Genomic DNA, 26960 nt, shown 5'->3' with positions numbered 1-26960 from the left:
TTCTCCTTTAAATTATACATAACAATGAAAACAATAAAAAATAAAATATTTGTCATACTTGTGTTGTTCGGTTTTGTGTTTGGCTCATGTCAATCACAACTGGATGAACAGTTTTATAACCCCGAACAATACCAGGCACCGGAAGAAACGCTTATGCCGGGTATGTTTAGTAATGTGGTTTACCAGTGGAAAATTTTCATCCAGGATTATGGTGAATACTGGTGGGGACTTGGCGGATGGGGAATAGCTGCTTATTCCCAGATTGGAGTACGTCCCATGATCGCCAATTACGATGCCATCTATAACACATGGCCTGATCTGAATGGAGGAGGGTTCGATGAAACGAATGATGCCAGAACATACTTCAACCATATGTATGAACGCTTACGTCCCTGGGGATTGATGAAAAACATGATTGAGACGGGCGATGAAGCTTTTGTGAAAGAAAATCAGCTCTATTATGATCTTGTTACAATCATCAAAGACTTTGCTTTCTTAAGAAATGTGGATTTTTTCAACAGTATCCCCTACTTCGATGCTTTGAGAGGAGTGGAAGGTGTATTTTTCGTAAAATACGATGACCCTAAGGATATTTATGTGGCGGGACTCAATAATATAAAGGAGTGTACCGAGAGATTACAAAGTTCTTATAATGCTATGAGTGCCGAATCGAAAGCACTTTTCACACAGCAGGATCTTGCTTTTAACGGAGATATCAGTAAATGGATAGAATGGGCAACTGCTGTCAGGCTAAAATATGCAGTACGGTTATCGGGAGTTGACGAAGCGAAAGCCAAAGAACATATCCAGGATATTATAAATAAAGGTACACTTCCCAACTCAGACCTTACCTGGGATCCGCCTTTCACTACGCTCAGTGCCACACTTTCGGGTGGAGGTGAAACATGGGTTCGCGGTATGATCGAAAGATTCACCAGTTACTTTATTCCCAATGTGATCATGAAACGTATGAATCGTGGCAACGACGCGTACGAGCCGGGTACCGACGACCCGCGACTACCGGTGATTGCTATGCCCACCAAATGGGGTGATTATCGCGGAATACGTATGGATAGGGGGTATGAGCGGAACGAACCTTACAGGGCAGCCCAGGTAGCATATTATAATACGGCTACGAAACCCGATGACGTAACGGATGCACAGTGGAACCTGATGAAGTCATTCCCTTATCTGATGAACAACGGCTCTTACCGCAACAACCTGGATGTAATGCTCAGTGTGAACAGCGTGTCGAAATATAATCTCAAGACGCTTGTTTTTAATGAAACTCCCGTTTATATGACCTCTCGTGCCGAGGTGGATCTGTTACTGGCAGAAGTGGCATTGAACAATCTGGGAAGTACGGGGAAAAGTGGAGCTGACCACGTTGCCGATGCAGTGAAACACTCTGTTGATTTCTGGTACTGGTATAACGGTCGGTCGACATATAATCCCGATAAAAATTACTTCCCTGATGTGGATTTAACAGTGTTAAGCCCGGCGAAACCGAATCAGTCAGTCATTGATCAATATGCTGATTTCATTAAAAATGAATACAATAATGCACCTGATAAACTTGAGATAATTATGCAGCAAAAGTATATTCATCTCAACATGATCGGTATTTATGAATTATGGACGGAGTTGCGCCGCACACGTCGTCCTAAGCTGGAACCGGTAACAACACTTCTCGATATACGGGCAAAGACCCAGATAGAACGGGCTCATTATCCGGCCAGTGAACAATCTACGAATGCCGAAGAGTATCAGAAAGTGCAGGCTCAGGACAATTACAGTTCACCAATTTTCTGGGTGAAAAGTCCCTCTGAATCTTTTTATCGCGATACTTACATTGATTAGGCAGGAGAAAGGAATTATATAGATTGCCATCCGTCAGAAAAGTTATTTTTTTATAAGCTTTTAACGGGTGAAGTAAATACAACCAATTGATACCCAAAGGGGAGTCGGAGAGAGTAGCCATATATTATTCTTCCGATTCCCTTTTTTCGTACGATTATTTTTTCTTTTCGGTGTATTAATAGTTCGTTATAAAATTCAACATAGAGCCATGCGGCAATTGCCGCGAAATCAATAAGTTCTTTGACAAGTTTATCATTTAATCTGCTGGTCGGCTTTAGACCGGACATAAATCGTCCCCCCCCTAAAATATGTTACATAACATATAAAAATCTTTTTTTACTTCTCTTTTTTATTTTATTTTTGTATCAGCACAGTACAGCACAGTATGGTTTGCTTGGTTCAATGGAATTCTTTCTTTTAATCAAAAGAAACTGATCTTTAAAACACTCTACAAAAAAGAGCGGACACTCTTTTTGATGTAGATATTAGAATCGCTATTATAAAATATAGTTTTCTTACTTTTGTTGTAAAAAGCCTCTACAGCTTCTAATTCAAACATTAAATCCTGAAATACAATATTTAACCCATAAACAGGAGAAATTTATTGCACATTATATCACATTATACAGTACAGATTATGAGAAGAATTAGCCATCCAATCACCTTTCCGATTTCCTGCATTATCGGTTTGTTACTGGCAGCCTGTCAACCCGGGAAAAGTGTAGAGCCGCCGGCTCCGGTATTGCCGGTGCCGTCCAAAAACCAGCTTGCCTGGCACGAAATGGAAATGAATGCTTTCATTCATTTCACGACCAATACCTTTACCGGGAAGGAATGGGGATATGGCGACGAAAGCCCTTCCATCTTCAATCCCACCGAACTGGATGCCGACCAATGGATATCCGTTTTGAAAGAGGTCGGATTCAAAGGTGTGATCCTCACCTGCAAGCATCATGACGGTTTCTGTCTGTGGCCTTCCGAATATGCGGAACACTCTGTCAAGAACAGTCCGTATAAGAACGGGAACGGCGACATCGTCAAAGAAGTAAGCGATGCCTGCAAAAAGCATGGCCTGAAATTCGGAGTATATCTTTCCCCCTGGGACAGGAACCATAAGGATTACGGAACCCCTGAATACATTGCCTACTACCGTAATCAGTTGGAAGAACTGTTTACCGGTTACGGTCCTATCTTTGAAATGTGGTTTGACGGAGCCAACGGTGGCGACGGCTATTACGGCGGAAAAAGAGAAATGCGAAGGATCGACCGTGAAACATATTATGACTGGCCGGCAACGCTCGATCTGGTACGAGGTATCCAACCACAGGTTATTTTTTTCAGTGATGCCGGACCCGACATCCGTTGGATAGGAAACGAAAGTGGATATGCAGGAGAAACCAACTGGAACACCATCACTCCGGATACTTTATACGCCGGAAAAGCAGGAATTCAAAAACTTTTGAACACCGGTTCCATCGACGGTTCCCACTGGATCCCTGGCGAAGTGGATGTATCCATCAGGCCGGGATGGTTCTACCATGCAGAGGAAGATTCCCTTGTAAAAACACCCGAACAACTGTTCGATATCTACCTTACTTCAGTAGGCAGAGGGTCGGTGTTATTATTAAATGTCCCACCCGACAGAAGAGGGCTGATCCACGAGAATGATATCCGTTCACTTCAGGGTTTCAGAGAACTACTCAACAAGGCTTTTTCGAATAACCTGGCAATCGGAGCAACAGCTAAAGCAAGCAGTTATAGAGGTAAATCGTCTCAATTTTCTCCTGAAAATCTGATTGACGGAGATAAAGAAACCTATTGGACGACGGACGACGATGTAGCGACGGGTAGTTTCGAACTGGAATTCAGCGAACCCCAAACGGTTTCCTACGTACTCTTGCAAGAATATATCCCTTTAGGGCAACGGATAAAATCGTTCCGCGTCGAAGTTTGGAACAACGATGAATGGGAGACAGTGTCCGAAGCTACAACCATCGGGTACAAAAGAATTTTGCAGATAAACCCTGTGAAAACCTCAAAAATAAGAATAGATATCACCGATTCGAAAGCCTGTCCGGTGATCCCCAATATTGAACTCTATTAATAAACTTTACTATAGTTAGCAACAACTTCTTATTTCCACTTTAAAAAAAGAATGTATAAAAAACAAATCTTGATCTTATGCGGAATACTATTCTCCGCAATGATCTATTCCCAGCAGGGTTTCGTACACGAACAATCGAAAGGATATGTCTGGCCGGAAGAAGAGAACGTACTCAAAAAACTGGAAAACTGGCAGGATCTCAAATTCGGAGTGCTTTTCCACTGGGGATTGTACTCCGTCCCGGGGATTGTGGAATCGTGGTCGATCTGTTCGGAAGACGTCGATTGGATACCGCGTGACAGCACCGTTTCCTACGAAGAATACAAGAAATGGTACTGGGGATTGAAAGACCAATTCAATCCGGTTGATTTCGATCCGGACCAATGGAGCAACGTGATGGAGCAGGCAGGTATGAAATATGCCATCTTTACTACCAAACATCACGATGGTTTCAACATGTTCGATACAAAAGAATCTGATTTCTCTATTGCAAAGGGACCTTTTAAAGACCATCCGAAAGCCGACGTGGCGAAGTTCGTGCTCGATGCCTTCCGGCAGAAAGATTTCATGGTGGGAGCCTATTTTTCCAAACCCGACTGGCACAGCCAGTATTACTGGTGGGATTATTTCGCTACTCCCACCCGGAATGTAAATTACAAAATTGAACGGCATCCGGAGCGATGGGAGAATTTCAAACAATTCACGTTCAACCAGATGCAGGAGTTGATGACTAACTACGGCGACATTGATATCCTCTGGCTCGACGGCGGATGGGTAGCTCCTCCCAGACAGGATATCGACATGGATAAGATTGCGGAGATGGCACGCCGCAACCAACCCGATTTACTGATTGTAGACCGTACCATCCGCGGAAAATATGAAAACTACCAGACACCGGAACGCTCCGTTCCTGCGGAACAACTCCCCTATCCCTGGGAAAGTTGCATCCCTCTAAGCAGCGATTGGGGATGGATCCCGGACGCCACCTTCAAAACGCCGGCCGAAGTGATCTCATTATTGATCGAAGTGACGGCAAAAGGAGGAAACCTTCTGCTGGGTGTAGGGCCTACGCCTGAAGGAATTATTCAGCCTGAAGTGGAAGCCATATTGAAAGAGATTGGCAGCTGGCTGGAAATAAACGGGAAAGGCATTTATAATACCCGCATCACCCCTCATTATCACAGTGAAAATGTATGGTTCACAGCCGATAAGGACAACAAAACGATCTACGCCCATTATGTCCCGGAAAACGACAAGGAAATACCTTCGGTGATCGAATGGGAAGGCAACACGCCCAAAAAAGGGAGTAAGGTCACCCTCCTCCACACGAAAAAGCAGGTAAAATGGCAGGTAGAGGGAAATAAAACCCGCATCGTTTTGCCGGTTATAAAAAATCAGGCTAACTTGCCGTTGGTATTTTCATTTGAAACGAGCAGATAAACCTTTTTCACACAAGAAAACTATTAAAGCGAGTTCCATATGATACCTTTGAGAATAAAAGTATTAATCATATGAAACGAGCAGATAAATCATTCCAATAATGCAAAAAATAATTCTATTCCTAGTCGGCATTCTTTTTTTGTCGTGCCAAACGGGATCACAACATTCCATTACCCCTCAAAACACCATCAAAATAGAAGAGGGCGACAGTAAAGAGGTCATTATCGAAAAAGCAGCCCATGTAGTTCCGACAGAGAATCAATTGGATGCATTGCGAAACGAATTTATCGCTTTTATCCACTTCGGCCCCAACACTTTTACCCGCAAGGAATGGGGTGATGGCATGGAAGATCCGGCTATTTTTGACCTGAAAACGCTCGACACCGACCAGTGGTGCCAGACCATGAAAGCAGCCGGTATGAAAATGGTCATTCTCACCGTCAAGCATCATGACGGATTCGTACTGTGGCAAAGCCGCTATACCGACCATGGCATTATGTCATCGGGATTCCTCGACGGGAAAGGCGATATACTCAAAGACCTTTCGGAATCATGCAAAAAATATGGATTGAAACTCGGGGTTTATCTCTCCCCGGCAGATCTGTATCAGATTGAACATCCCGATGGACTATACGGTAACCTGAGCGAATACACCAGACGCACCATCCCACGTGAGGTACCGGACCGCCCGTTCGAAAACAAAACCACATTCGAATTCGAGGTGGATGACTACAATGAGTATTTCCTGAACCAGCTTTTCGAAATATTGACCGAATACGGTGAAATCCATGAAGTATGGTTCGACGGCGCTCACCCTAAAACCAAAGGTGGTCAGACATATAACTATCTGGCATGGAAGGAACTGATCCGCACATTGGCTCCCAAGGCGGTTATTTTTGGAAGGGAAGATATCCGCTGGTGCGGTAACGAATCAGGCGCAACACGATCCACCGAATGGAACGTGATCACCTATCCCGAAGATCCCCATACTACTACTCATTTCGTCGATATGACCGATGCCGACCTCGGTTCACGGGAAAAGCTCTATGAAGCCAAATATCTTCATTATCAACAGGCGGAGACCAATACTTCCATTCGCGAAGGTTGGTTTTACCGCGACGATACGCATCAAAAAGTGCGTAGCGCCGACGATGTATTCGACATTTACGAACGTTCCGTCGGGGGAAATTCCACATTCCTACTGAATATTCCGCCCAACCGTGAAGGGACATTCTCTCCCCGGGATGTAGAGGTGCTCGAAGAAGTGGGAAAACGCATCCGGGAAACTTACGAAGTAAACCTCTTACAAGATGCTAAAGGGCCGAAACAGGCACTGGACGGCGATCCGGACACCTACCTGTTATTGTCTAAAAACAAACGCGAGATCGTCGTTACACTTCCCGCACCCGCCACGATCAACCGGCTGATGTTACAGGAAGCCATCGCCACCCACAGTGAACGTGTGGAACAACATGCGGTGGACGCATGGATAGACAATCAGTGGAAAGAGATTGCCACGGCGACCAACATCGGTTATAAGCGTATTCTCCGTTTTCCCGAAGTCACGACCAATAAACTCCGTCTGCGAGTATTGGCGTCTCGGCTGGATCCGGCTATCAGTCATATATCGGCACACTATTACCGTACCCGCCCGCCCCAACTGGCATTTACACGCGACAAAGAGGGAATGGTCTCTATTGCTCCGCTGCAGACCGAGTTTAACTGGAATCCCCATGGCGAGAATGCCGCCGGCAATCTGAATACCGGATATGAGATTTTTTATACACTCGATGGATCGGAACCGACCCAAAATTCCCAACGATATGAGAATCCTGTAAAAGTAGAGAACAATATACTGAAAGCAGTCTCGTTCAACAATGACGTACAAGGGCCGGTATACAGTGAAGCATTCGGAATTGTGAAAAAAGACTGGGTATTGCTCGGCGTCAATAGTCAACGAAGTGACCGCACTGCCGCCCTGCACGCTTTCGATGCAAATCGCCGTACTTACTGGCAATCACAGGAAGGTGCAATGCCCCACTTCATCGCTATTGATCTTGGTAAGGAATATGAACTGAAGGCGATGGTATACACACCACAAACTTTTCATGGTGATGGGATGATGACCAAAGGAAATGTTCAGGTCAGTGCTGACGGGAAAAACTGGAAAACGGTGGAAACCTTTGAGTTCGGCAACCTGATCAATGACCCCACCCCGCGTACCTATCAATTCGCCAACCCGGTAACTACCCGTTATATACGGGTACAAGCCACAGGTATCGCAGGAGACGGGAAATCTGTAGCAATTGCTGAACTGGATTTTTTATAAGTAAATGAAGAAACAAGTCACTTTCATAGTTGTTCTCTGTTTTTGTGTCGTTACTCAGTTATCCATGGCACAACAACGCTATAAAGACTCTTCCGCGCCGGTCGAAGAGAGGGTAAAGGATCTGCTAAGCCTTATGACGACAGAGGAGAAGATCGGTCAGCTGTGTTTTCCCACAGGATGGGAGATGTACACCAAAACAGGTGAATATTCCGTTACGCCTTCCGACCTGTTCAGGGAACGGATGCAAGCCATGCCTCTGGGGGGCTTCTGGGCCACACTCCGTGCCGACCCGTGGACCCGGAAAACGTTACAGACAGGACTTAATCCCAGGTTGGCGGCCAATGCGCTGAACGAATTACAAAAATATACCGTAGAACATACCCGGCTGGGCATTCCCCTTTTCTTCGCCGAAGAGTGCATGCATGGGCACATGGCTATCGGCACAACCGTTTTTCCTACCGGACTCGGGCAAGGTAGCACATGGAACCCCGGGCTGATACGGCAAATGGCGGAAGCAATCGCTCTTGAAACACGGCTGCAGGGCGCCCATATAGGATATGGTCCGATCCTCGATCTGGCAAGGGAACCCAGATGGTCGAGAGTGGAAGAAACTTTCGGCGAAGATCCGGTACTGACGGCAAAACTGGGTATTTCCTTTGTTCAGGGGCTGCAGGGAAATGATATTCGTGACGGCCGACATATCTATTCCACACCCAAACACTTCGCCGCTTATGGTGTTCCTTTGGGCGGACACAACGGACAACAGGCGCATATCGGAATGCGGGAATTATTCTCCGACCATTTGTTACCCTTCAAAAAGGTGACTGCCGCGGGAGTGAAGACCCTTATGACTTCCTATAATGCTATTGACGGTATCCCCGCTACTGCACACCGGTTTCTGCTAAAAGATGTCTTGCGCGATCAATGGAGTTTTGATGGATTTGTTTTCTCCGACCTCGGCAGTATTGAAGGTATCGCAGGTACACACCGCGTTGCACCCGATATCAAACATGCAGCCGCCATGGCATTACAAGCAGGGGTGGACGCCGATCTCGGGGGAAATGCCTATGGTAGAAACCTTGCAAGAGCATTGGAAGAAGGACTTGTTACGATGCAGGATATAGACGATGCCGTAGCCAATATTCTCCGGCTGAAATTTGAAATGGGACTGTTCGAGGATCCGTATGTCGACCCTGCTCAGGCATCCCGTCTCGTAAGGAGTGAAACGCATAAGCAGATCGCGCGGGAGGTAGCCCGCCAGGGCACCGTGTTACTCAAAAACAGCGATGGTCTATTACCCCTCCCGAAAGAGATCGGTTCCATCGCGGTGATCGGCCCGAACGCCGATAATATCTATAACCAGCTGGGTGATTATACTGCCCCGCAGGAGCGAAGCAATATTGTGACCGTGCTCGACGGGGTCAGGCAAGCCGTCAGTCCCCGGACTGTCGTCCGCTACGCGAAAGGATGCGCCATCCGGGATACTACCCAAAGCGATATAGAAGAAGCGGTACAGATAGCCCGCCGGTCGGACGTGATCCTGTTGGTTGTGGGAGGGTCCAGCGCAAGGGATTTCAAGACGGAATACATTGAAACCGGAGCGGCAACGGTTGGCAACAACCGGGATGAAATTCTTCCGGATATGGAGTCGGGTGAAGGATACGACCGCAGTTCACTCAACCTGCTGGGTGACCAGGAAAAGCTGCTTGATACTCTCGCCGATACCGGAAAACCATTGATCGTAGTCTATATACAGGGACGGCCGCTCAATATGAACAATGCTTCGGTAAAAGCCGATGCGCTGCTGACAGCATGGTATCCGGGACAGGAAGGAGGCCATGCTATTGCTGATATCCTTTTTGGAGATTATAATCCCGCAGGCAGGTTACCGGTTTCCGTCCCACGTTCAGTAGGCCAATTACCGGTATATTACTCATTAGGCAGGCAGGCTGATTATGTCGATGGGGGCAGTTCACCACTGTATGCCTTCGGATATGGACTAAGCTATACCGATTTCCGTTACGATAATCTTTCCGTAAAAGTAGAACAGGATCATGTGCGGGTATCCTGCACCGTGACCAATACAGGCGGTATTGATGGAGATGAGGTAGTACAACTCTATGTACGTGACAACGTAAGTTCAGTGGTCACTCCTCCCATCCAACTAAAAGATTTTCGACGGATCCATATCCCGAAAGGCGAATTGAAAAACGTGGAGTTTACACTGGCATATGACGACCTCGCACTGTATAACCAGGATATGCAGCGGATCACCGAACCGGGAGAATTCACCGTGATGATCGGCGCTGCCTCCAACGATATCAGGTTAAAAGGAAGTTTCCGGATTGAAGAATAGATATTATCAGTGCATAAATCTGCCGGATGAATACCAACATTGCATTTTTATTATAATAAACGACTTATAACGATTAATCGCTATGAACACAAAAAAAATGATTCTGGCTGTTGTCTTTTTCACTATGGTTAGCAGTAATTTGCTGTTTTCACAACGGCAGACATGGAGTGAAACCAAAGAACAGAAAGCCCAAAGGATGGAATGGTGGACCAACGACCGGTTCGGCATGTTTATCCATTGGGGCATATATGCCCTGCCGGCACGGCATGAATGGGTGAAGCAAAGAGAGCGGATCCCGGACGAAGCGTATCAGAAATATTTCGACCATTTTAATCCCGACCTCTACAATCCCCGGGAATGGGCAGCCAAAGCCAAAAAGGCCGGAATGAAGTATGTTGTACTGACAACCAAGCATCACGACGGGTTTTGCCTCTGGGACACCAAATATACTGATTTCAAGGTGACCAATACCCCCTATGGCAAAGACCTGATAAAACCTTTCGTGGATGCTTTCCGTGCAGAAGGTATAAAGATAGGGTTTTATTACTCGCTGATCGACTGGCATCATCCCCATTTTACTTATGACAGGATCCATCCCAACGGGCCGACGGATGCCGAAGAACGGAAAAAAGCGAATGAAAACCGGAATATGGACATATATCGCCAATATATGAAAGACCAGCTGACGGAATTATTGACACAATTCGGCCGGATAGACGAACTGTTCCTCGATTTTTCTTATCCCGGGGAGAACGGCAAAGGACATGAGGACTGGAAATCGGAAGAACTGTTGGCGCTTGTACGTAAACTTCAGCCCAATATCCTCGTCAACAACCGGATGGACCTGGACCATACCGATTGGGGTTGGGATTTTATCACTCCTGAACAGTTTATGCCGCAGGAATGGCCTACCGTCCGGGGTGAACGCGTGCCGTGGGAAACCTGCCAGACCTTCTCCGGTTCATGGGGATACCATCGCGACGAATATACATGGAAAAGTACACATCAGTTGGTTGTGATGCTGATAGAAACCGTGAGTAAGGGAGGCAACCTGCTACTCAATGTGGGGCCGACGGCACGGGGAGTATTTGATGAACGCGCCAATGAACGTCTGGACGGTATCGGCGAATGGATGAGATTTCATGACCGTTCAATCTACGGATGTACACAGGCGCCGGACGAATACCAAACTCCCCAGAACTGCCTTATGACATATAATCCGGAAACACACAGGTTGTATATTCATGTGCTCGAATGGCCTTTCAAATCACTTCACTTACCGGGATTTAAAGATAAGATCGAATACGCACAACTGTTACATGATGCGTCGGAAATTAAATTCCATTCGCGTACACAGTCCGGTAGCCATACAGTCGAAACCTCAAAAGAGAACGACATCATCCTGACCCTTCCGGTAGAACGCCCAAGCACGGATGTCCCGGTAATCGAATTGATTTTGAAATAATCCGGCAAAAAACCATTCATAAAACGAGTATGAACATCATTGCACTCAAAAAGACTCCATTTTTACTCCTGATAGTACTGTCGGTGTTATTGATTCAATGCGCTACACGCGATACAATATCGCAGAAACTGGTCATGCGCTATAATGCCCCCGCAGCCGTGTGGGAAGAAACTCTTCCGTTGGGTAACGGACGTATCGGCATGATGCCCGACGGTGGTATCGACATTGAGCATATAGTGTTGAACGACATCACTATGTGGTCGGGAAGTAAAGATAATGAAGCATTCAATCCGGATGCGATCAATTATTTACCGGAAATACGGGAATTATTGCTCTCCGGCAGAAATCTGGAAGCACAGGAACTAATGTACCGTCACTTCCGCTGCGGAGGACAGGGATCTGCCTTCGGCAACGGGAAAGATGCGCCTTATGGTTCTTTTCAAATGCTTGGCGATCTGCATATCAACTACAGATATCCGCAGACGGACAGCGTAAGCTTTTACGAGCGAACACTCTCTCTAAACAATGCGGTGGCCACCACTCAGTTCAACAGGAACGGCATCACCTATAGCCGTGAATATTTCGCTTCTCACGCCCATGATGTGCTGGTTATCCGACTGACAGCCGATCAGAAAAAATCGGTATCCTTCGAGGTGAACCTGAGCAGGCCTGAAAGGGCTACAGTCTTTGTAAAGGAGAACAGGCTTTACATGGAAGGCCAACTGAATGACGGATACAACGGAGAGAATGGCATACGTTATCTCACTCAATTGGAAATCGTGAACAGCGGTGGTAATCTGGTATCATCCGGTAACACATTATCCCTGTCCGATGCGGATGAGGCAGTCATTCTCATCTCCACCGCAACAGATATGCTCGATAAGAACCACATCTCTACCGTAGAACAGTTGTCGGTACAAGCCAAAAGCAAATATTACGACCAGTTAAAATATGCCCATATTGACTCTTATAAAGAGAAATTCGACCGTGTGGCGCTGAACCTCGGCAAACAGGATAATATAACACCGACAGATGAACGCCTTATCCGGTTCCAATCGGACGACGATCCGGCTTTTGCCGCCCTTTATTTTCAATATGGGCGTTACCTGATGATTTGCGGAGCCCGCGAGTCCAACCTGCCACTCAACCTGCAGGGATTATGGGCGAATCAGGTACAAACACCCTGGAACGGTGATTATCATCTGAATATTAACTTGCAGATGAACTACTGGCCGGTAGAAGTATGCAACCTGTCGGAACTAAACAAGCCATTAATAGATTTGACTACATCACTCGTTCCTTCAGGAGAAAAGACAGCGCAAACCTTTTATGGTGCTGAAGGATGGGTTGCCCATATGATGACCAACCCCTGGCAATTCACGGCACCCGGCGAACATGCTTCATGGGGTGCCACCAATACGGGTGGTGCCTGGCTATGTCAACACCTTTGGGAGCATTACGCATTCACACAGGACAGAACATATCTGGAATCCATCTATCCCGTGCTGACCGGTGCAGCCGATTTTTTTCTGAGCAGCATGATCCGGGAACCCAAGCATGGGTGGCTGGTAACCGCCCCTTCCTCCTCACCCGAAAATGCATTTTATCTACCGGGAAGCAAAGATGCCGTGTATGTCTGTATGGGGCCGACAATGGATGTACAGATCATAAAGGAGCTTTTCACCAATATCCTTTCCGCGGCAGAAATACTCGGTATGGAAGATGAAACTACGGCAAAGATAAGGGAAACAATTCCTCAACTACCCCCTATGCAGATCAGCCCCGACGGACATTTGCAGGAATGGCTCGAGGATTATGAGGAAGTAGATCCGCAACACCGGCATGTCTCCCACCTCTATGGGTTACATCCCTCCAACCAGATATCGCCTGTCACTACGCCTGACCTGGCCGAAGCAGCCCGAAAGACACTTAACCGCCGCGGTGATGCCGGAACAGGATGGTCACGGGCATGGAAGGTGAATTTCTGGGCGCGCCTGCACGATGGAAACCGGGCGTACAAACTTTTAAAAAGCCTTCTGGAACCGACATCCGGCAACGAGGTAAAAATGAGTAGTGGAGGCGGCACCTATCCAAACCTCTTCTGCGCTCACCCACCATTCCAGATAGACGGTAACTTTGGGGGTACGGCAGGAATTGCTGAAATGCTGATCCAAAGCCAGGACGGATATATCCATCTTTTACCGGCCCTACCGGCAAGATGGACAAACGGGAGCTTCAAAGGGCTTTGCGTGAGAGGGGGTGCGGAAGTAGGCGCAACATGGAAGGATGGGAAGATCACCAAACTGACTCTGGAAGCAAAAACAAATAATACCTTCCGGTTGAAAGTCCCCGACCATGCTATAGCAATAAAGAAGAACGGCAAAGAACTTTCTGTGGAAAACGGATTTGTACCGATCGGAATGAAAATCGGGGAAAAACTGGATCTGGATGTAATATATCCCGCTTAAAGTACCTCTTCCATCCCTATCCGGGAGGATAGGGGCGGAATTTTTAAGGATCATATCTGATCATAAGGCAACTGTGCCAATATATCGGATATTTTATCCACCGCTTCCTTCATCGGTTTCTCGACCATCCCCCTTATAAAAGGGTTCAGGTCAGCCTTTACCGTCATTCGCAAGCGGGTATCTTTTTCTGCTTTGGAAACCAGTTGTATCCACAGGAAAAGATCAAAAGGCAGCCTGTCCGACTTGAACTTCACCAGTTTGTTGGGTTCACGCTCCAACACATGGAAAGTCACCTTCCCTACCGGATCCACCCGGAAGGAGACACTGTCTTGGTCAAACAAGAAATCTTTGAGTTTATCTTCGGGGATTTTATCTTTTACCAACTCGAGTTTCCGGAAATCGGAAAGCACACGGAACACATCGGCATCATTGTGCGGAATGGTTCTTACCTCACTGGTAAATTCGGTCATTTCTTACTTTTTTTTACGGGTTGTCCCCAGTTTTCAGGATCTTTGCGCCAGTCCTGTAATGTCTGCAACTCCGACTCGTCGATATAATCGGTTGCCAGTGCCTCATCCAGTATCGCATCGTAATTGCAAAGCGTGGTCAGTTCCACCCGTGCATCATGCATCCGTTTCTCGGCATATGGAAATCCGTAGGTAAACACCGCCAGCATGCCAAGTACATCCGAACCGTTATTACGGATGGCTTCCACTGCTTTCAGGCTGCTACCTCCGGTAGAAACCAGGTCTTCGATCACGATCACCTTCTGTTTCGGACGCAGGTCACCCTCGATCATATTTTCAAGTCCGTGGTCTTTCGGTGCAGAGCGGACATACACAAAAGGTAATCCGAGCAGGTCGGCTACCAATGCACCGGGGGCAATAGCGCCCGTGGCAACTCCTGCAACAGCGTCGGCCTGCGGATATTTCTCAAGGACAAGGCGGGCAAATTCCACTTTCACAAAATTACGTATAGCCGGATAAGACATCAGTTTCCGGTTGTCACAATATATGGGTGATTTCCAACCTGAAGCCCATGTAAACGGGTTAGATGGCTGTAGTTTAATGGCTTTAATTCTAAGAAGCTTTTCGGCTGTTAATTTCTGTAGCGTGTTCATACGATTAATTTATTTTTTGTCACCTTTTTTGCAGATTAATCACAAAAGTACGCTTTTTCAAAATTATTCAGGTGCAATTTCTGAAAAAAATAGGGTTAAAAAACCTCCCCGAGAGTAGCAATACTGATTTTCACATCCTTACACGCCTGCAAAGCCGCTCCACAGGCTTCCAGTGTAGATCCCGTAGTAATCACGTCATCTACCAGCAACAGGTGTTTCCGTTCGAACAGGAGCGGATCGGCCACTTTGAAAATATCTTTTACATTTTCCCAACGCTGTGTTTTTGTCCGTTTTGTCTGGGTGGGATTGTATACTATACGAATCAGGTTATTTGTAGAAACGGGTAGGCCGGTGGCTTCGGAAAGGCCTTTGGCGATTATCCCGGCCTGATTGTATCCCCTTCTCTTTTCCCTTTTGGGATGGAGCGGCACTGGTACTATCAAGTCGACTGAGTTGAGAAATTCACTCCCTATCAGGTCTTTACCGAACATCCTTCCCAATAGCAGGCCGATCTCTTGCTTATGGCGGTATTTCAGATGATGGATCAAGGGTGGGAGGGTTCCTTCCTTGGTATAGACACAATAAGAGGCAATCCGCTCGAAAGGTATCCGTCCGGCCATCAGCTTTTCTGCATCGTTATCCGGTTCCGTGAAGTTATGGGTTTTCGGTAACTTATAGAGGCATTGCAGGCAGGCTCCTTTTTCTCCCGGCAGTAATTCGTTGCCACAAACAACACACACGTTCGGGTAAAAAAGGTGTATCAGTTCATGTAATAACTTATTCCGTTTCATTGAAGGTATCCCCAATCTCCATTTGCTTCATACAGGCCATCACTTCCTCCATGGAAAACCCCCTGCCCAACGCATACCGGATTAATTTTCCCCGTTTTTCGTAGTCCGATTTTCCTGTCACACTCTTCCATTTTTTCTCCAGTATTGGCTGTAATGACAGGCTGAAAGAAATATCGGAAAGTTCTGTGAATGCCTCTTCGATTAACTCCTGAGGCAGTTGTTTATACTTTAAAAAAAGTGCGATTTTCCTCTTACCCCATTTGTTAAAATGGAGTTTATCATGGATATAACTACGGATAAACCGTTTTTCATCAAGAAACTTCTCTTTTTTTAGCCGATTGATGATTTTATCTATTACTGGTTCTGGTAGTTCCATCCTCTTCAGTTTCCGGGTGATATCAAAGGGAGCGCACTCCTTTTGGGAGCAGGTCCGCGCCATCCTTGCATAAGCCGTCTCCTCGGTGATGATTCTTCCTTTTTTATCCATGATCATCCGGTTTTATGGCACGTACCATCCTATCATTCCCCGAAATATCTTTTCTCAATTCTATATGGGTAAAACCTTTGCTTCGAAGCATATCGCATACTTCCGTACCTTTATCCCTGTTGATCTCGAAATACAATTCACCTCCGTTATATAGTGAAGTAAGTGCTATATCTGCAATCCGCTCATAAAAAATCAAAGCATGGTCGTCAGGAACAAAAAGTGCTCCGTGCGGTTCAAAACCGAGAACATTTGCCTCCATAGTCGTCTTTTCCGATTCGGTCACATAGGGGGGATTACTTACTATCACGTCAAAGATGGGGCTATTATCAACCGGCTGAAAGATATCCCGCAACGAAAACCGCACGTTGACACAGTTCAGGAATGCATTTTCTGATGCGACCTTCAATGCCCTTTCCGATATATCCCACGCATACACGTTGGCGCCATGTATTTTCTTCGCCAGCGTCACCGCGATACAACCGCTGCCGGTTCCGATATCCAGTACTGAGAAACCCGGCTGCCGGTTTCCTGCAAGGATCCATTCCACGAGTTCCTCGGTTTCAGGGCGGGGGATAAGCACATCCGGCGTAACCATGAAAGGCATCCCGTAAAATTCTGTCTTTCCCAATATGTACTGTATCGGCTCCCCGCTTTTCAGCCTAAAGGCAATATCTTCCGCTTTCCTGAGCCCCGAACCGGATAAATGATTAATTTTGTTATCGCATACCTCTTCGAGGATAAGTCGCGTGAGAACGGATATCTCCTGTCTTGTGTAGAGACCCTCCAACTCCTGTAGGATATGTTGAACTGAGTGTTGCATAACGATGTGTAAAGATAACAAAAAAATGGAATTAAATCCGCTGTTTATGGAGAGATGCCTTCAACTTGCCCGCAAGGGTGAAGGCTTCACAAAGCCGAACCCTTTGGTAGGTGCTGTAGTGGTACATAACGGCAAAATTATCGGGGAGGGATTTCATCGGCAATATGGGGAGGCACATGCGGAGGTAAATGCCATTGCTTCCGTAGAAGACAGTACGTTACTCCGGGAATCAACTCTTTATGTCTCTCTCGAACCCTGTGCACATCATGGTAAAACCCCTCCCTGTGCAGAGTTGATCATTAACAGGGAAATTCCACGTGTGGTAGTGGCTACCGGTGACCCCAACCCGAAAGTTTCCGGAAAAGGCATTGCAATGATGCGGGAGAGTGGCATTGAAGTAACGCTGGGAATACTGGAGAAAGAGGCTCGTGAACTGAACCGGATTTTCTTTGTCAATCAACTCCATAACAGGCCTTACATAATTTTAAAATGGGCACAGAGCAGCGATGGTTTCATGGATTATATTCGTAAGCCGGGTGATGGTAAGAGTCCGGTTATTATATCCAATACTATGACACACACTATTGTGCATAAATTCCGTACACAGGTACAAGGAATCATGGTAGGAACAAATACTGCTCTCCTGGACAATCCGCAGTTGACAGCAAGAAAATGGTTTGGTGATGACCCTGTAAGAGTGGTTATCGACAGGGAAAATAAAATTCCTGCTGATGCGTCACTTTTTGACGGAACGGTGCCTACTATCGTTTTCACGGCATCCCTCCCTTCCGCTACAGCAAAAAAGGAATATGTAAAGTATATCGAAATAGACTTCACGGGAAATATCTGTAAGCAGATATCAGACCGGTTATACGATGAAAAAATATACTCTCTGTTGATAGAGGGGGGAGCTCAATTGTTAGCCTCTTTCATTGAAAAAGAGATGTGGGACGAGGCCTATGTAGAGATAGCCGAAAAGGAGCTCCAATCGGGTGTGGAAGCACCGGCCATACAGGGAGATGCAGCCTCCTTCAGAAAGTATCCGGGTTCGGTTCAATTTCATTTAAAGAGTAAAATAACTCGAAATTTTCATTAAATATTCATTTTAATATGGTTAAAGAGAAAAATCTTTCTACTTTTGCATATCCTAAATAACTGTGGTGTACAATATTTTTGAAACAAATGATATCTAAATATTTCCTTGGGGCATCGGTACTTATCGCGAACCTATTGTTGTTTTCCTCTTGTCTTAATTCATCCGACAACAATATGGAGTATCCTACTGATCCGCAAATATATGCTATCTCCATTGCCTCTAAGACCGATACCACTAACCTGTTACCCGGAGTGGTTTTTACAATTGACCAGGTAAATGGGAAATTATACAACAGGGAACCGCTTCCCTACGGTTTTCACGTGGATAGCGCCATGCTAAAGCTTACCGGTTCAACCAGTTTAGCTTTTTCAATGATAGAGTTAACCCTCGATCCTGACAGTACATATGCATGGAACGCATCGGATTCAATTGCCATCCCCAGATTACGCAAAATCAAGACTACGGCTCCTGATGGTGTCACATCAAAAAATTATGATTTTCAACTGAACATATATCAGGAAGATCCATATATCCTCATTTGGGAAAAAATTGCAGGAAACTACCTTGGTTCATCGGTAGAAAGTCAAACAACAATCATCTACAACAACCGGTTTTACACCTATTACCGATCGGGAGAGGAGATTAAGGCCGATTCAACAGCCATTTCCGATACCCCAAAATGGGGAAAAGTCGACCTTTCCGGTATCCCCCACACTCTTCGCCTTTCATCATTTATTACATCCGGAAATCTTATCTATGCGCTTGATGCAGCTACAGGTGCGGTTTATCAATCTCCTGACGGTTCCGACTGGAGTGCGGTGCAAACAGAATATGAAGTGAAAGCGCTTTATGGCGAACTGCCATTTGCTGATCCAGGTAATATTTTGCTGGCGGTAACTCACGATGAAAAGGTCAAGTTTGCCCGGACGAATAACGGTTTTTTGAATATTGTCCTGATGAATGATTTGCCCGACAATATGCCGATAACAGATTTTTCAGCAATGAAGGTTGAGAGCCGTACCTCCTATGCCAGCAAATTCATCTTTCTGTCAGGGGGAAACACCTCTGACAATGCTTTCAGTAACAATATCTGGATCCTGCAGGAAGACGGGGATGTTATTAAATATATTTCGTCAAAAAGACCGGAAGAGGGTAATTTAAAGGGGAGTAGTCTGTTTTTCTATGACGACAAGCCTTATCTGATAGCAAGATCATCGGACGGGAAAAATATACTGATGTATTCTGACAATTATGGTGTAGATTGGATCAAGGCAGAAGAGAATCAATCTTTACCGGCAGATTTTACAGCAAGAACGAATACCTCAGTAATTACTGATGCTGATAATAATATATGGATATTCGGCGGAATATCTTCATCCAACACCCAATTGGTGGATATATGGAAAGGCAGGCTTAATAAGTTTGCCCTGAATTGATAGAAAAAATCACAATTTATGTGCTAAATTTGCGTTAGAGTTGAGACAATAATACGCAAACAGAATGAAAATTGAAAGATCTGTCGTTGTCTCACTTTTTGTGATGAGTCTCTTTATAATGATACCCACCGCGGATATCCGTGCCCAGGAATATAAGTACGAAATTGGTGGCGCTGCGGGCACCTCATTTTATATGGGTGATGCTAACAAAACCCAATTCTATCTTCACCCCGGATTGAGTGGAGGTTTTTTGTTTCGATACAACCCCAATTTTCTCTGGAGCATCAAAACCGGTATATTTATAGCCAACGTTTCAGGGAAAAGTGATGATTCGGGCAATGCTTTTCCGTATGCACAGCAGGCCTCGTTTCAACGTACGCTGGCCGAGTTGGGTACACAGGTAGAGTTTAATTTTTTTCCGTATAGCGATAAGTATGCTTATCTCGGAACAAGGCCCTACACTCCTTACCTGTTTACAGGAGCGGGTGTCACCTATGCGGAGGGAAATAAAAAATTTATAGGTGCAAATATCCCTGTTGGAATGGGATTTAAGTATAAATTAAAAAACAGAATGAATATCGGCATTGAGTTTTCGATGCGAAAACTGTTTGGTGACGATTTCGATGTTACTGAGAAAACCACCGGATGGAATCTGGACAATCCTTTCAGCATTGAAGGCAGTTTCCTTAAAAACAAGGACTGGTACTCATTCACAATGATTTTTTTGACTTGGGAATTCAGTATGCGTGAAGATCCTTGTCATGGGAATTAACAATTCAGACATAAAGAAGATGTCGTTGATTGACAAGATAGACAAAAACCGCCTGCCTGCCCATATCGCCATTATTATGGATGGCAACGGTCGATGGGCAAAAGCCAGAGGACTGGAGCGGGGAGAAGGACATAGAGAAGGGGTGAATGCAATAAAAAGAGTGGTGGAGGCCGCATCGAAAGCGTCGATACAGTACCTTACACTCTATGCATTCTCCACAGAAAACTGGAGTCGTCCCACCGAAGAGGTAAAGGGATTGATGGATTTGATGGTATATGCCATTTCAAGGGAAACTGCCGACCTTAAGAGGAACGGAGTCAGGATCCGCACGATCGGAGATATGAACCGCCTTCCCGGGTATGCCCGTACTGCATTGGAAGAATGTATCCGGGAAACAGCGGAAGGGACAGGAGTTACTTTAGTGCTTGCGCTTAGTTACTCATCGAAATGGGAATTAACCACAGCAGCCGGGAGGATCGCCGCAGATGTAGTAAAAGGAGTTTTACCGGAAGGAGATATTGATGAAGAGACCTTTGCAGGTTATCTTACTACCCGGGGTATTCCCGATCCCGACCTGCTGATACGGACCGGGGGCGAACAGCGGATAAGCAATTTCCTGTTATGGCAATGTGCTTATGCAGAATTTTATTTTACCGATACTTTCTGGCCCGATTTTGGTGAGGATGCCTTGTACGAAGCAATCATCGGATACCAGGGACGGGAAAGGAGATTCGGAAAGACCAGTGAGCAAATAGAGAGTGCACAATAACAGTTCTCCACTGAACGAGAGTCAGAGAAAAGAAAAATATCACAATGTTGAAGAGAATATCTTATTTACTTCTGTTATTTATCATGTTGTCGCAGTTTGTGTCAATGGCACAAACCAATGACACCATCCCTTCGTCTACCCCGGACGTACCTCCCGTGAACTATACGGCTGCCCCCAAGAAATACTATATAGCCGATATCGATGTGACGGGTGTGGAAGGAACCATGTATGAGGAGCAGAAGTTTACCCTCGTAGGATTTTCCGGGTTGTCCAAAGGGCAGCAGATCCAAATCCCAGGTGATGAACTATCCAATGTCGTCAAAAAATTCTGGCGGCATGGGCTCTTTTCAGATATAAAAATATTGCAGACCAAGGTGGAGGGAGACAGTGTCTGGTTGGAATTGCGTTTGACTGACCGGCCAAGGGTAAGCGATATCCGCTATATCGGCATGAAAAAGAGTGAACAGGATGATATTGAGAAAAAACTAGGAGTTGTCAAGGGAAATCAAATTACCCCTCCCCAGATATCGCGTGCGGAAGTGATCATTAAAAACTTCTTCTCTGAGAAAGGGTTTGGTGATGCGGAAGTGAGAATTATGCAACGCCCTGATCCCACCCAAAAAAATCAGGTAGTACTGGAAATTGAGGTCGACAAGAAGGAGAAACTGAAGGTCAACAGTATCAATATTACGGGGAATGAAGCACTTTCAGACCGCAAATTGAAATGGGCAATGAAGAAAACCAACGAGAAGGGAAAACTGATCAACCTCTTCCGTACCAAAAAATTTGTGGAAGACCTTTATAAGGAAGATAAGAATAACCTCATCGGGAAATATCACGAAGAGGGATACCGCGATGCGGAAATTATTCGCGACTCGGTTTACAAGCACGACGAAAAAACGGTAAATATAGATATCGAACTCGAAGAAGGGCCACTCTATCATATCCGTTCCATCAACTGGGTGGGAAATACCCATTATCCTTCTTCCCAGTTGGAGCAACTCCTCAATATGTCCTCCGGCGACGTATATAACCAGAAGAAATTACAAGAGAGGTTGAATAGCGATGAAGACGCGGCTGTCAACCTGTACCAGAATAACGGTTATTTATTCTCCCGTATAGATCCGATAGAGATCAATATAGAGAATGACTCGGTAGACCTTGAACTTCGTGTGATCGAAGGCCCCAAAGCTACTATCAAAAGGGTAATCATTCAAGGGAACGACCGTCTCTATGAAGATATCATCCGCCGTGAACTACGCACAAAACCGGGCGCGGTATTCAGCAAGGACGACCTTTTGCGTTCTGTTCGTGAAATTGCGCAGACAGGGCACTTCGATCCTGAAGCCCTCTCTGCCGATATCTCAGGAGGGATCAATCCCAATCCTGAAGACGGAACCGTGGATATTACCTATCCGTTGACATCTAAAGGAAACGACCAGATCGAATTTTCGGCCGGATGGGGTGTGACCGGATTGGTGGGCAAGCTCAGTTTACGCCTGAACAACTTCTCGCTGCAAAACCTGTTGAATCCTTCTATGCACAGAGGAATCATTCCTCAGGGGGAGGGACAGACTCTGGTGTTGAGTGCGCAGACCAACGGTCAATATTATCAATCCTATCAGTTTCAATTTATTGAACCCTGGTTTGGAGGGAAGAGGCCCAACCACCTTTCATTCAATGTTTATTATTCGAGAATGACCGGGTTGAACGAACGGTATTACAGCCAGAACATGTACTCCAATCCCTACATGTACGGATATCCCTACGGTGGTTATGGCGGTTATGGCGGTTATGGCGGTTACGGATATGGTGGCTATGGTGGCGGTTATTACCAGGATGCAATGGAGTACAGCTATGACCCGAACCAGGTATTCAATATGGTGGGTGCTTCCCTGGGATATGGAAAACGGCTTGAATGGCCGGACGATTATTTCCAGTTTATGGCGGAATTAGGATACCAGCTTTACGCACTGAAAAACTGGAGATACAACTATTTCCCGTTCCAGACAGGGAACAGTAATAGTATAACACTGGGATTAACGCTTTCGCGTACCTCTACCGACAGCCCTATCTATACACGTGTTGGTTCCCAATTCACTTTAAATGTCAGTGCTACGCCTCCTTTCTCATTGTGGGATGGCAATGACTACACCAAGATGTCTGACTCCGATCCGGCAAAATACAGATGGAACGAGTATCATAAATGGAAATTGAAAGTGCGTACTTTCACTCCACTGACCCCCCTGACAGTTAAAAGAACACCGGTAATGGCCACCAGGGTCGAGTTCGGAATATTGGGGCACTATAACAAAAACAAGCAGACTCCATTTGAAACATTCGATGTGGGAGGTGATGGAATGACGGGTTATACCACTACCTTCGCTACCGAGAATATAGCATTGCGTGGATATGAAAATAACTCAATTGCCCAGCAGGCACGTGCTTATACACGTCTCGGCCTGGAATTACGCTATCCGTTTATCCTGGAACCCAATTCCACTATCTACGGGATAGCATTCCTCGAAGCGGGAAATGCATGGTGGCAAGTGAAAGATATCAATCCTTTCGACCTAAAACGTTCTGCCGGCGTAGGAGCACGTATTTTCCTTCCGATGATCGGCTTGATGGGGATAGACTGGGCATATGGATTTGATACGGTATACGGTCGGGGTTCAAGAGAGAGAGGAGGGAGCCAGTTCCACTTTATTATCGGGCAGGAATTTTAACCGGCTACCTAAAGGATTGGGATAAAATAGCTGAAAGGCTTGTTACCCTGATGGAAACCCGGTATGACATGGCGGCGTTTAACATAATTTATTAAGATACCTGTAAACGTTTCATCTATAAGACCGTCTTTAGAAAAGAACATAGAGATTGGATTTGAGATCTGAGATTTGGAATGTGGAATAAAAAATAGAATCATATGAAGAAAATATTTTTTTTAATAGGAATATTTATGGCGTTAGCAGTGGGGAACACTTATGCCCAGAAGTATGCACTGATCGATATGGAGTATATTCTGAAGAGAATTCCTTCTTATGAAAGTGCAAACAAGCAGCTTGAGTCTTTCTCAACACAGTGGCAGAGTGAGATAGATAAAGAGGTGGAGACTGTCGATGCCATGTATAAGAAATACCAGGCTGATTTAGCAACCCTGCGTGGAAATGAAAAAACGAAACGGGAAAACGAAATTGTGGCAAAAGAAAATGCTATTCAGGAACTCAGAAATAAATATTTTGGGCCACAGGGTGAGTTATTCAAAAAACAGGAAGAGCTTGTCAAGCCTATACAGGATGATATCTATGAGGCTGTGAAAGCAGTTTCTACAGAATCGGGATATACTATCGTAGTGGACAGGGCTTCAGCTACATCGATCATTTTTGCTTCCCCCAGTATCGATATCAGTGATCAGGTACTCTCAAGGTTAGGTTATTAAAATAAATAGATTATCTTTGTAGCCGATTTTTATCGAATTACCAACTTAAAAAATAGAAAAATAGTAATCATGTTAAAGAAATTATTGATTTTGTTTATTGCTTTGGCTCCATTGGCGGCCATGGCACAAGAAGTGAAAATCGCCACCGTGAATGTACAGGAGATTTTTGCTGCTATGCCTGAAATTTCCGGTATTGAGACCCAACTCTCCGGCAAGCAGGAAGAGATCAGGAAAAATATGCAGGCGCTGGAGGAAGAATTCAACAAGAAACAGGAAGAATTTGAGACTAATCCGGCTGCATCTGAAGCTGCAAAACAAGACCAGCAAAAACAAATAGCACAGCTTTATGAAAGGTATCAGACCTATATGCAGAATGGCCAGCAGGAATTTCAGCAATTACAACAGAAACTGCTCGAACCGGTGAACAGAAAGATATTTGAGGCTATCAAAGCGATAGGGGATGAGAACAATTACACCTTTGTGTATGACATTTCCTCCATGCAGTCGCCCATTATTTATTTTAGCCCTTCGGCGGTTGATGCCACACCGCAGGTAAAAACAAAATTGGGTATCAAATAGGACAGATAGATACACACAGGTAAATTCCACAAAAAGGGTTCTTCGCGCGAGGAACCCTTTTTTGACTTCTTACATCCCCTTGATCACCAGTAGTGGTGTATCGGAATGGAATATCATTCTCCTCGCAATTCCGGGGTTGAATATCCTTGCAAAGATATTGCGGCGTGAACTCGACAGGGATATCATATCAACATTATTTGTCTCCGCGAATTTATCGAGTGTTACCTCCAGTCCCTCATTCTGGTCGATCAGTTTATATTCGATCTGCAAGTGTGGATAAAGGTCGGAAAAACGCTTTTGTACTCCCGATAACTTGATTTCGTTCCACACATCCTCCTTCTTGGCAATATGTGCCAGATAGACTTTTACCGGATAGGGTTTCAAAAATTTCATCATGATATCGAACGCCTTGAACTCACGTTCCTGGAAGTTGGTAAGAAAGACAATGGTTTTCATTTCTGAAATACTTCTTATCTTAGCTCCTTCAGGAATTGCAAAAACAGGTGTCCTGCAGCCCTCCATCACTTCTGCCGTCACGCTGCCGATAAGATCCAGTTCCTTGGCATTTTTTCCTCTGGTACCCATTACTATGGCAGTCGGACGTATCTTTTTGGAATAAGTGATGATCTCCTCTTCAGGTAGTCCTTCCACCAGGGCAGTACTGTAGGATACCTGGGGTATGGCACCGGAAGCAATCCTGTTTTCAATCTTCTCTACCAGATTCTGCATCTCTCTCTCTGTCCTGTTTCTAACATCCTGAAACAGATCTTTGTCGGTTGTCTGTAGGGTGAAAGTATCTCCAAAAGGAACTGATGCAGGATAAAAGGGAGTAAAGAATGCGTGAAGTAATTTTACTTTACAATCCATATCACGTGCCAGCCGAAACCCGAATTCACATGCTACCTGCGAATAATCGGAAAAATCCACTGGAATGAGAATCTCCTTCTTTGTCTTTTTCTGATTCTCACTTTCCATACCCGATGAGAAATCGACATCTTCAATAATTTGTAGTGCCCTGGAGAGGTCGCTCTCATTGATCCGTACCCGCACATTGCCAGGGATTACCGGATCGATCAATTTTATACCGTGAATGACCGCCGGAATTCCTTCTGACTCAAGGATTGATTTTAATATATGCGCTTTATCATACGTATGGATGGCAACGGTAACCAGCTTTTCGTCGTATGAACTGCTGTCTTTTTTATCCTTTCCCATACTGTCATCGTTTTAGGTATTCAAGGGTGTCAATTCCCACAAATACCTGTGTTAATAATCTAAAGATAAAAAAACCCAATATTGCACCGGTAAGTGATCAATAATGGGTTTACATTTTATTCTACCTCTTCTGTTTCTACCGAGTCGGGTTCGGGATAATCCTTAAGGCCGAGAATGCTCAGTGCCTTGTCAAAGATGGTAGTATCATCAAGCACCACAATGCCGCCATTGGGCCCTGGTTCAATATGTATTCCCACACTTCTGCCTTCCTTGTAGTTGTATCCACCAAAATAATTCCTCACGGTTTCGGGTTTCATATCCAATTCCTCGGCTATCCGGTGGATACTACCGTCAGGCAGTTTGTCTTTCAGTTCTCTTAACTCGTTAAAAGTGATTGTTCTTGCCATGGCTTTT

At 45.4% G+C, this 26960-nt stretch carries 21 protein-coding genes; 14 read left to right on the top strand and 7 right to left on the bottom strand.

Translation table 11 applies throughout. The annotated features are described in order from the left end of the window. The first annotated feature begins 24 nt into the window (after positions 1-24). From U2P89_RS02660 to U2P89_RS02630, 7 genes are all read left to right on the top strand, one after another. Entirely contained in the window at positions 25-1860 is a 1836-nt protein-coding gene (locus U2P89_RS02660) for a SusD/RagB family nutrient-binding outer membrane lipoprotein (protein WP_322190547.1), read from the top strand. Positions 1861-2497: 637 nt separating this feature from the next. Beyond that, on the top strand, positions 2498-3964 hold the full coding sequence (locus U2P89_RS02655) for an alpha-L-fucosidase (RefSeq protein ID WP_322190546.1): 1467 nt from the start codon (positions 2498-2500) through the stop codon (positions 3962-3964). A 51-nt stretch (positions 3965-4015) separates the two neighbouring features. Further along, positions 4016-5404, top strand: a complete 1389-nt coding sequence (locus tag U2P89_RS02650) for an alpha-L-fucosidase (protein ID WP_322190545.1) — start codon at positions 4016-4018, stop codon at positions 5402-5404. Positions 5405-5504: 100 nt separating this feature from the next. After that, positions 5505-7733 carry an alpha-L-fucosidase gene (locus U2P89_RS02645; protein ID WP_322190544.1) on the top strand — a complete coding sequence of 743 codons (2229 nt, stop codon included), beginning with the start codon at positions 5505-5507 and terminating at the stop codon, positions 7731-7733. 4 nt (positions 7734-7737) lie between these two features. After that, positions 7738-10089, top strand: a complete 2352-nt coding sequence (locus tag U2P89_RS02640; protein ID WP_322190543.1) for a glycoside hydrolase family 3 N-terminal domain-containing protein — start codon at positions 7738-7740, stop codon at positions 10087-10089. Between the two features lie 82 nt (positions 10090-10171). Further along, a complete protein-coding gene (locus U2P89_RS02635; RefSeq protein ID WP_322190542.1) occupies positions 10172-11554 on the top strand; it encodes an alpha-L-fucosidase in 1383 nt (460 codons plus the stop codon). A 29-nt stretch (positions 11555-11583) separates the two neighbouring features. Next, complete coding sequence (locus tag U2P89_RS02630; protein ID WP_322190541.1) at positions 11584-14022, top strand: glycoside hydrolase family 95 protein; 2439 nt, start codon at positions 11584-11586, stop codon at positions 14020-14022. A gap of 50 nt (positions 14023-14072) precedes the next feature. Here U2P89_RS02630 and U2P89_RS02625 read toward each other — a convergent pair whose 3' ends face one another. From U2P89_RS02625 to prmC, 5 genes are all read right to left on the bottom strand, one after another. Continuing rightward, positions 14073-14492 (bottom strand): SRPBCC family protein, encoded by a 420-nt coding sequence (locus U2P89_RS02625; protein WP_076931837.1) that lies wholly within the window; start codon positions 14490-14492, stop codon positions 14073-14075. Continuing rightward, on the bottom strand, positions 14489-15142 hold the full coding sequence (gene pyrE, locus U2P89_RS02620) for an orotate phosphoribosyltransferase (protein ID WP_076931836.1): 654 nt from the start codon (positions 15140-15142) through the stop codon (positions 14489-14491). Before pyrE ends, U2P89_RS02625 begins: the two co-directional genes overlap by 4 nt. A gap of 95 nt (positions 15143-15237) precedes the next feature. Further along, a complete protein-coding gene (locus U2P89_RS02615; RefSeq protein WP_091908289.1) occupies positions 15238-15933 on the bottom strand; it encodes a ComF family protein in 696 nt (231 codons plus the stop codon). After that, positions 15920-16420 (bottom strand): regulatory protein RecX, encoded by a 501-nt coding sequence (locus tag U2P89_RS02610; RefSeq protein ID WP_322190540.1) that lies wholly within the window; start codon positions 16418-16420, stop codon positions 15920-15922. Before U2P89_RS02610 ends, U2P89_RS02615 begins: the two co-directional genes overlap by 14 nt. Next, positions 16413-17240, bottom strand: a complete 828-nt coding sequence (prmC, locus tag U2P89_RS02605; protein ID WP_322190539.1) for a peptide chain release factor N(5)-glutamine methyltransferase — start codon at positions 17238-17240, stop codon at positions 16413-16415. Before prmC ends, U2P89_RS02610 begins: the two co-directional genes overlap by 8 nt. A gap of 25 nt (positions 17241-17265) precedes the next feature. Here prmC and ribD point away from each other — a divergent pair, with 25 nt between their 5' ends. The 7 genes from ribD (at position 17266) to U2P89_RS02570 (ending at position 25331) form a co-directional block, all read left to right on the top strand. Next, positions 17266-18336, top strand: coding sequence for a bifunctional diaminohydroxyphosphoribosylaminopyrimidine deaminase/5-amino-6-(5-phosphoribosylamino)uracil reductase RibD (gene ribD / locus U2P89_RS02600; protein ID WP_322190538.1), 1071 nt, complete (start codon positions 17266-17268; stop codon positions 18334-18336). A gap of 86 nt (positions 18337-18422) precedes the next feature. Next, positions 18423-19772, top strand: coding sequence for a DUF6242 domain-containing protein (locus U2P89_RS02595; protein ID WP_091908282.1), 1350 nt, complete (start codon positions 18423-18425; stop codon positions 19770-19772). A 64-nt stretch (positions 19773-19836) separates the two neighbouring features. After that, positions 19837-20544, top strand: coding sequence for a DUF6089 family protein (locus U2P89_RS02590; RefSeq protein WP_322190537.1), 708 nt, complete (start codon positions 19837-19839; stop codon positions 20542-20544). Between the two features lie 19 nt (positions 20545-20563). Continuing rightward, a complete protein-coding gene (locus U2P89_RS02585) occupies positions 20564-21313 on the top strand; it encodes an isoprenyl transferase (protein ID WP_076932334.1) in 750 nt (249 codons plus the stop codon). Positions 21314-21357: 44 nt separating this feature from the next. After that, positions 21358-24042: a BamA/OMP85 family outer membrane protein gene (locus tag U2P89_RS02580; protein ID WP_091908280.1), complete on the top strand. Its 2685-nt coding sequence runs from the start codon at positions 21358-21360 to the stop codon at positions 24040-24042. Positions 24043-24239: 197 nt separating this feature from the next. Continuing rightward, entirely contained in the window at positions 24240-24752 is a 513-nt protein-coding gene (locus tag U2P89_RS02575; protein ID WP_322190536.1) for an OmpH family outer membrane protein, read from the top strand. A gap of 69 nt (positions 24753-24821) precedes the next feature. Beyond that, positions 24822-25331, top strand: coding sequence for an OmpH family outer membrane protein (locus U2P89_RS02570; RefSeq protein ID WP_313379701.1), 510 nt, complete (start codon positions 24822-24824; stop codon positions 25329-25331). A gap of 69 nt (positions 25332-25400) precedes the next feature. On the opposite strand, the gene U2P89_RS02565 is transcribed toward U2P89_RS02570, so the two are convergent. After that, entirely contained in the window at positions 25401-26546 is a 1146-nt protein-coding gene (locus tag U2P89_RS02565; RefSeq protein ID WP_322190535.1) for a universal stress protein, read from the bottom strand. A 116-nt stretch (positions 26547-26662) separates the two neighbouring features. Further along, positions 26663-26953, bottom strand: coding sequence for a DNA-binding protein (locus U2P89_RS02560; protein WP_076931826.1), 291 nt, complete (start codon positions 26951-26953; stop codon positions 26663-26665). Positions 26954-26960: the final 7 nt, after the last annotated feature.

Source organism: Proteiniphilum sp., from assembly GCF_034331125.1.
Classification (GTDB): Bacteria; Bacteroidota; Bacteroidia; order Bacteroidales; family Dysgonomonadaceae; genus Proteiniphilum; species Proteiniphilum saccharofermentans.
This window is presented reverse-complemented; position numbering and strand designations above follow the sequence as displayed.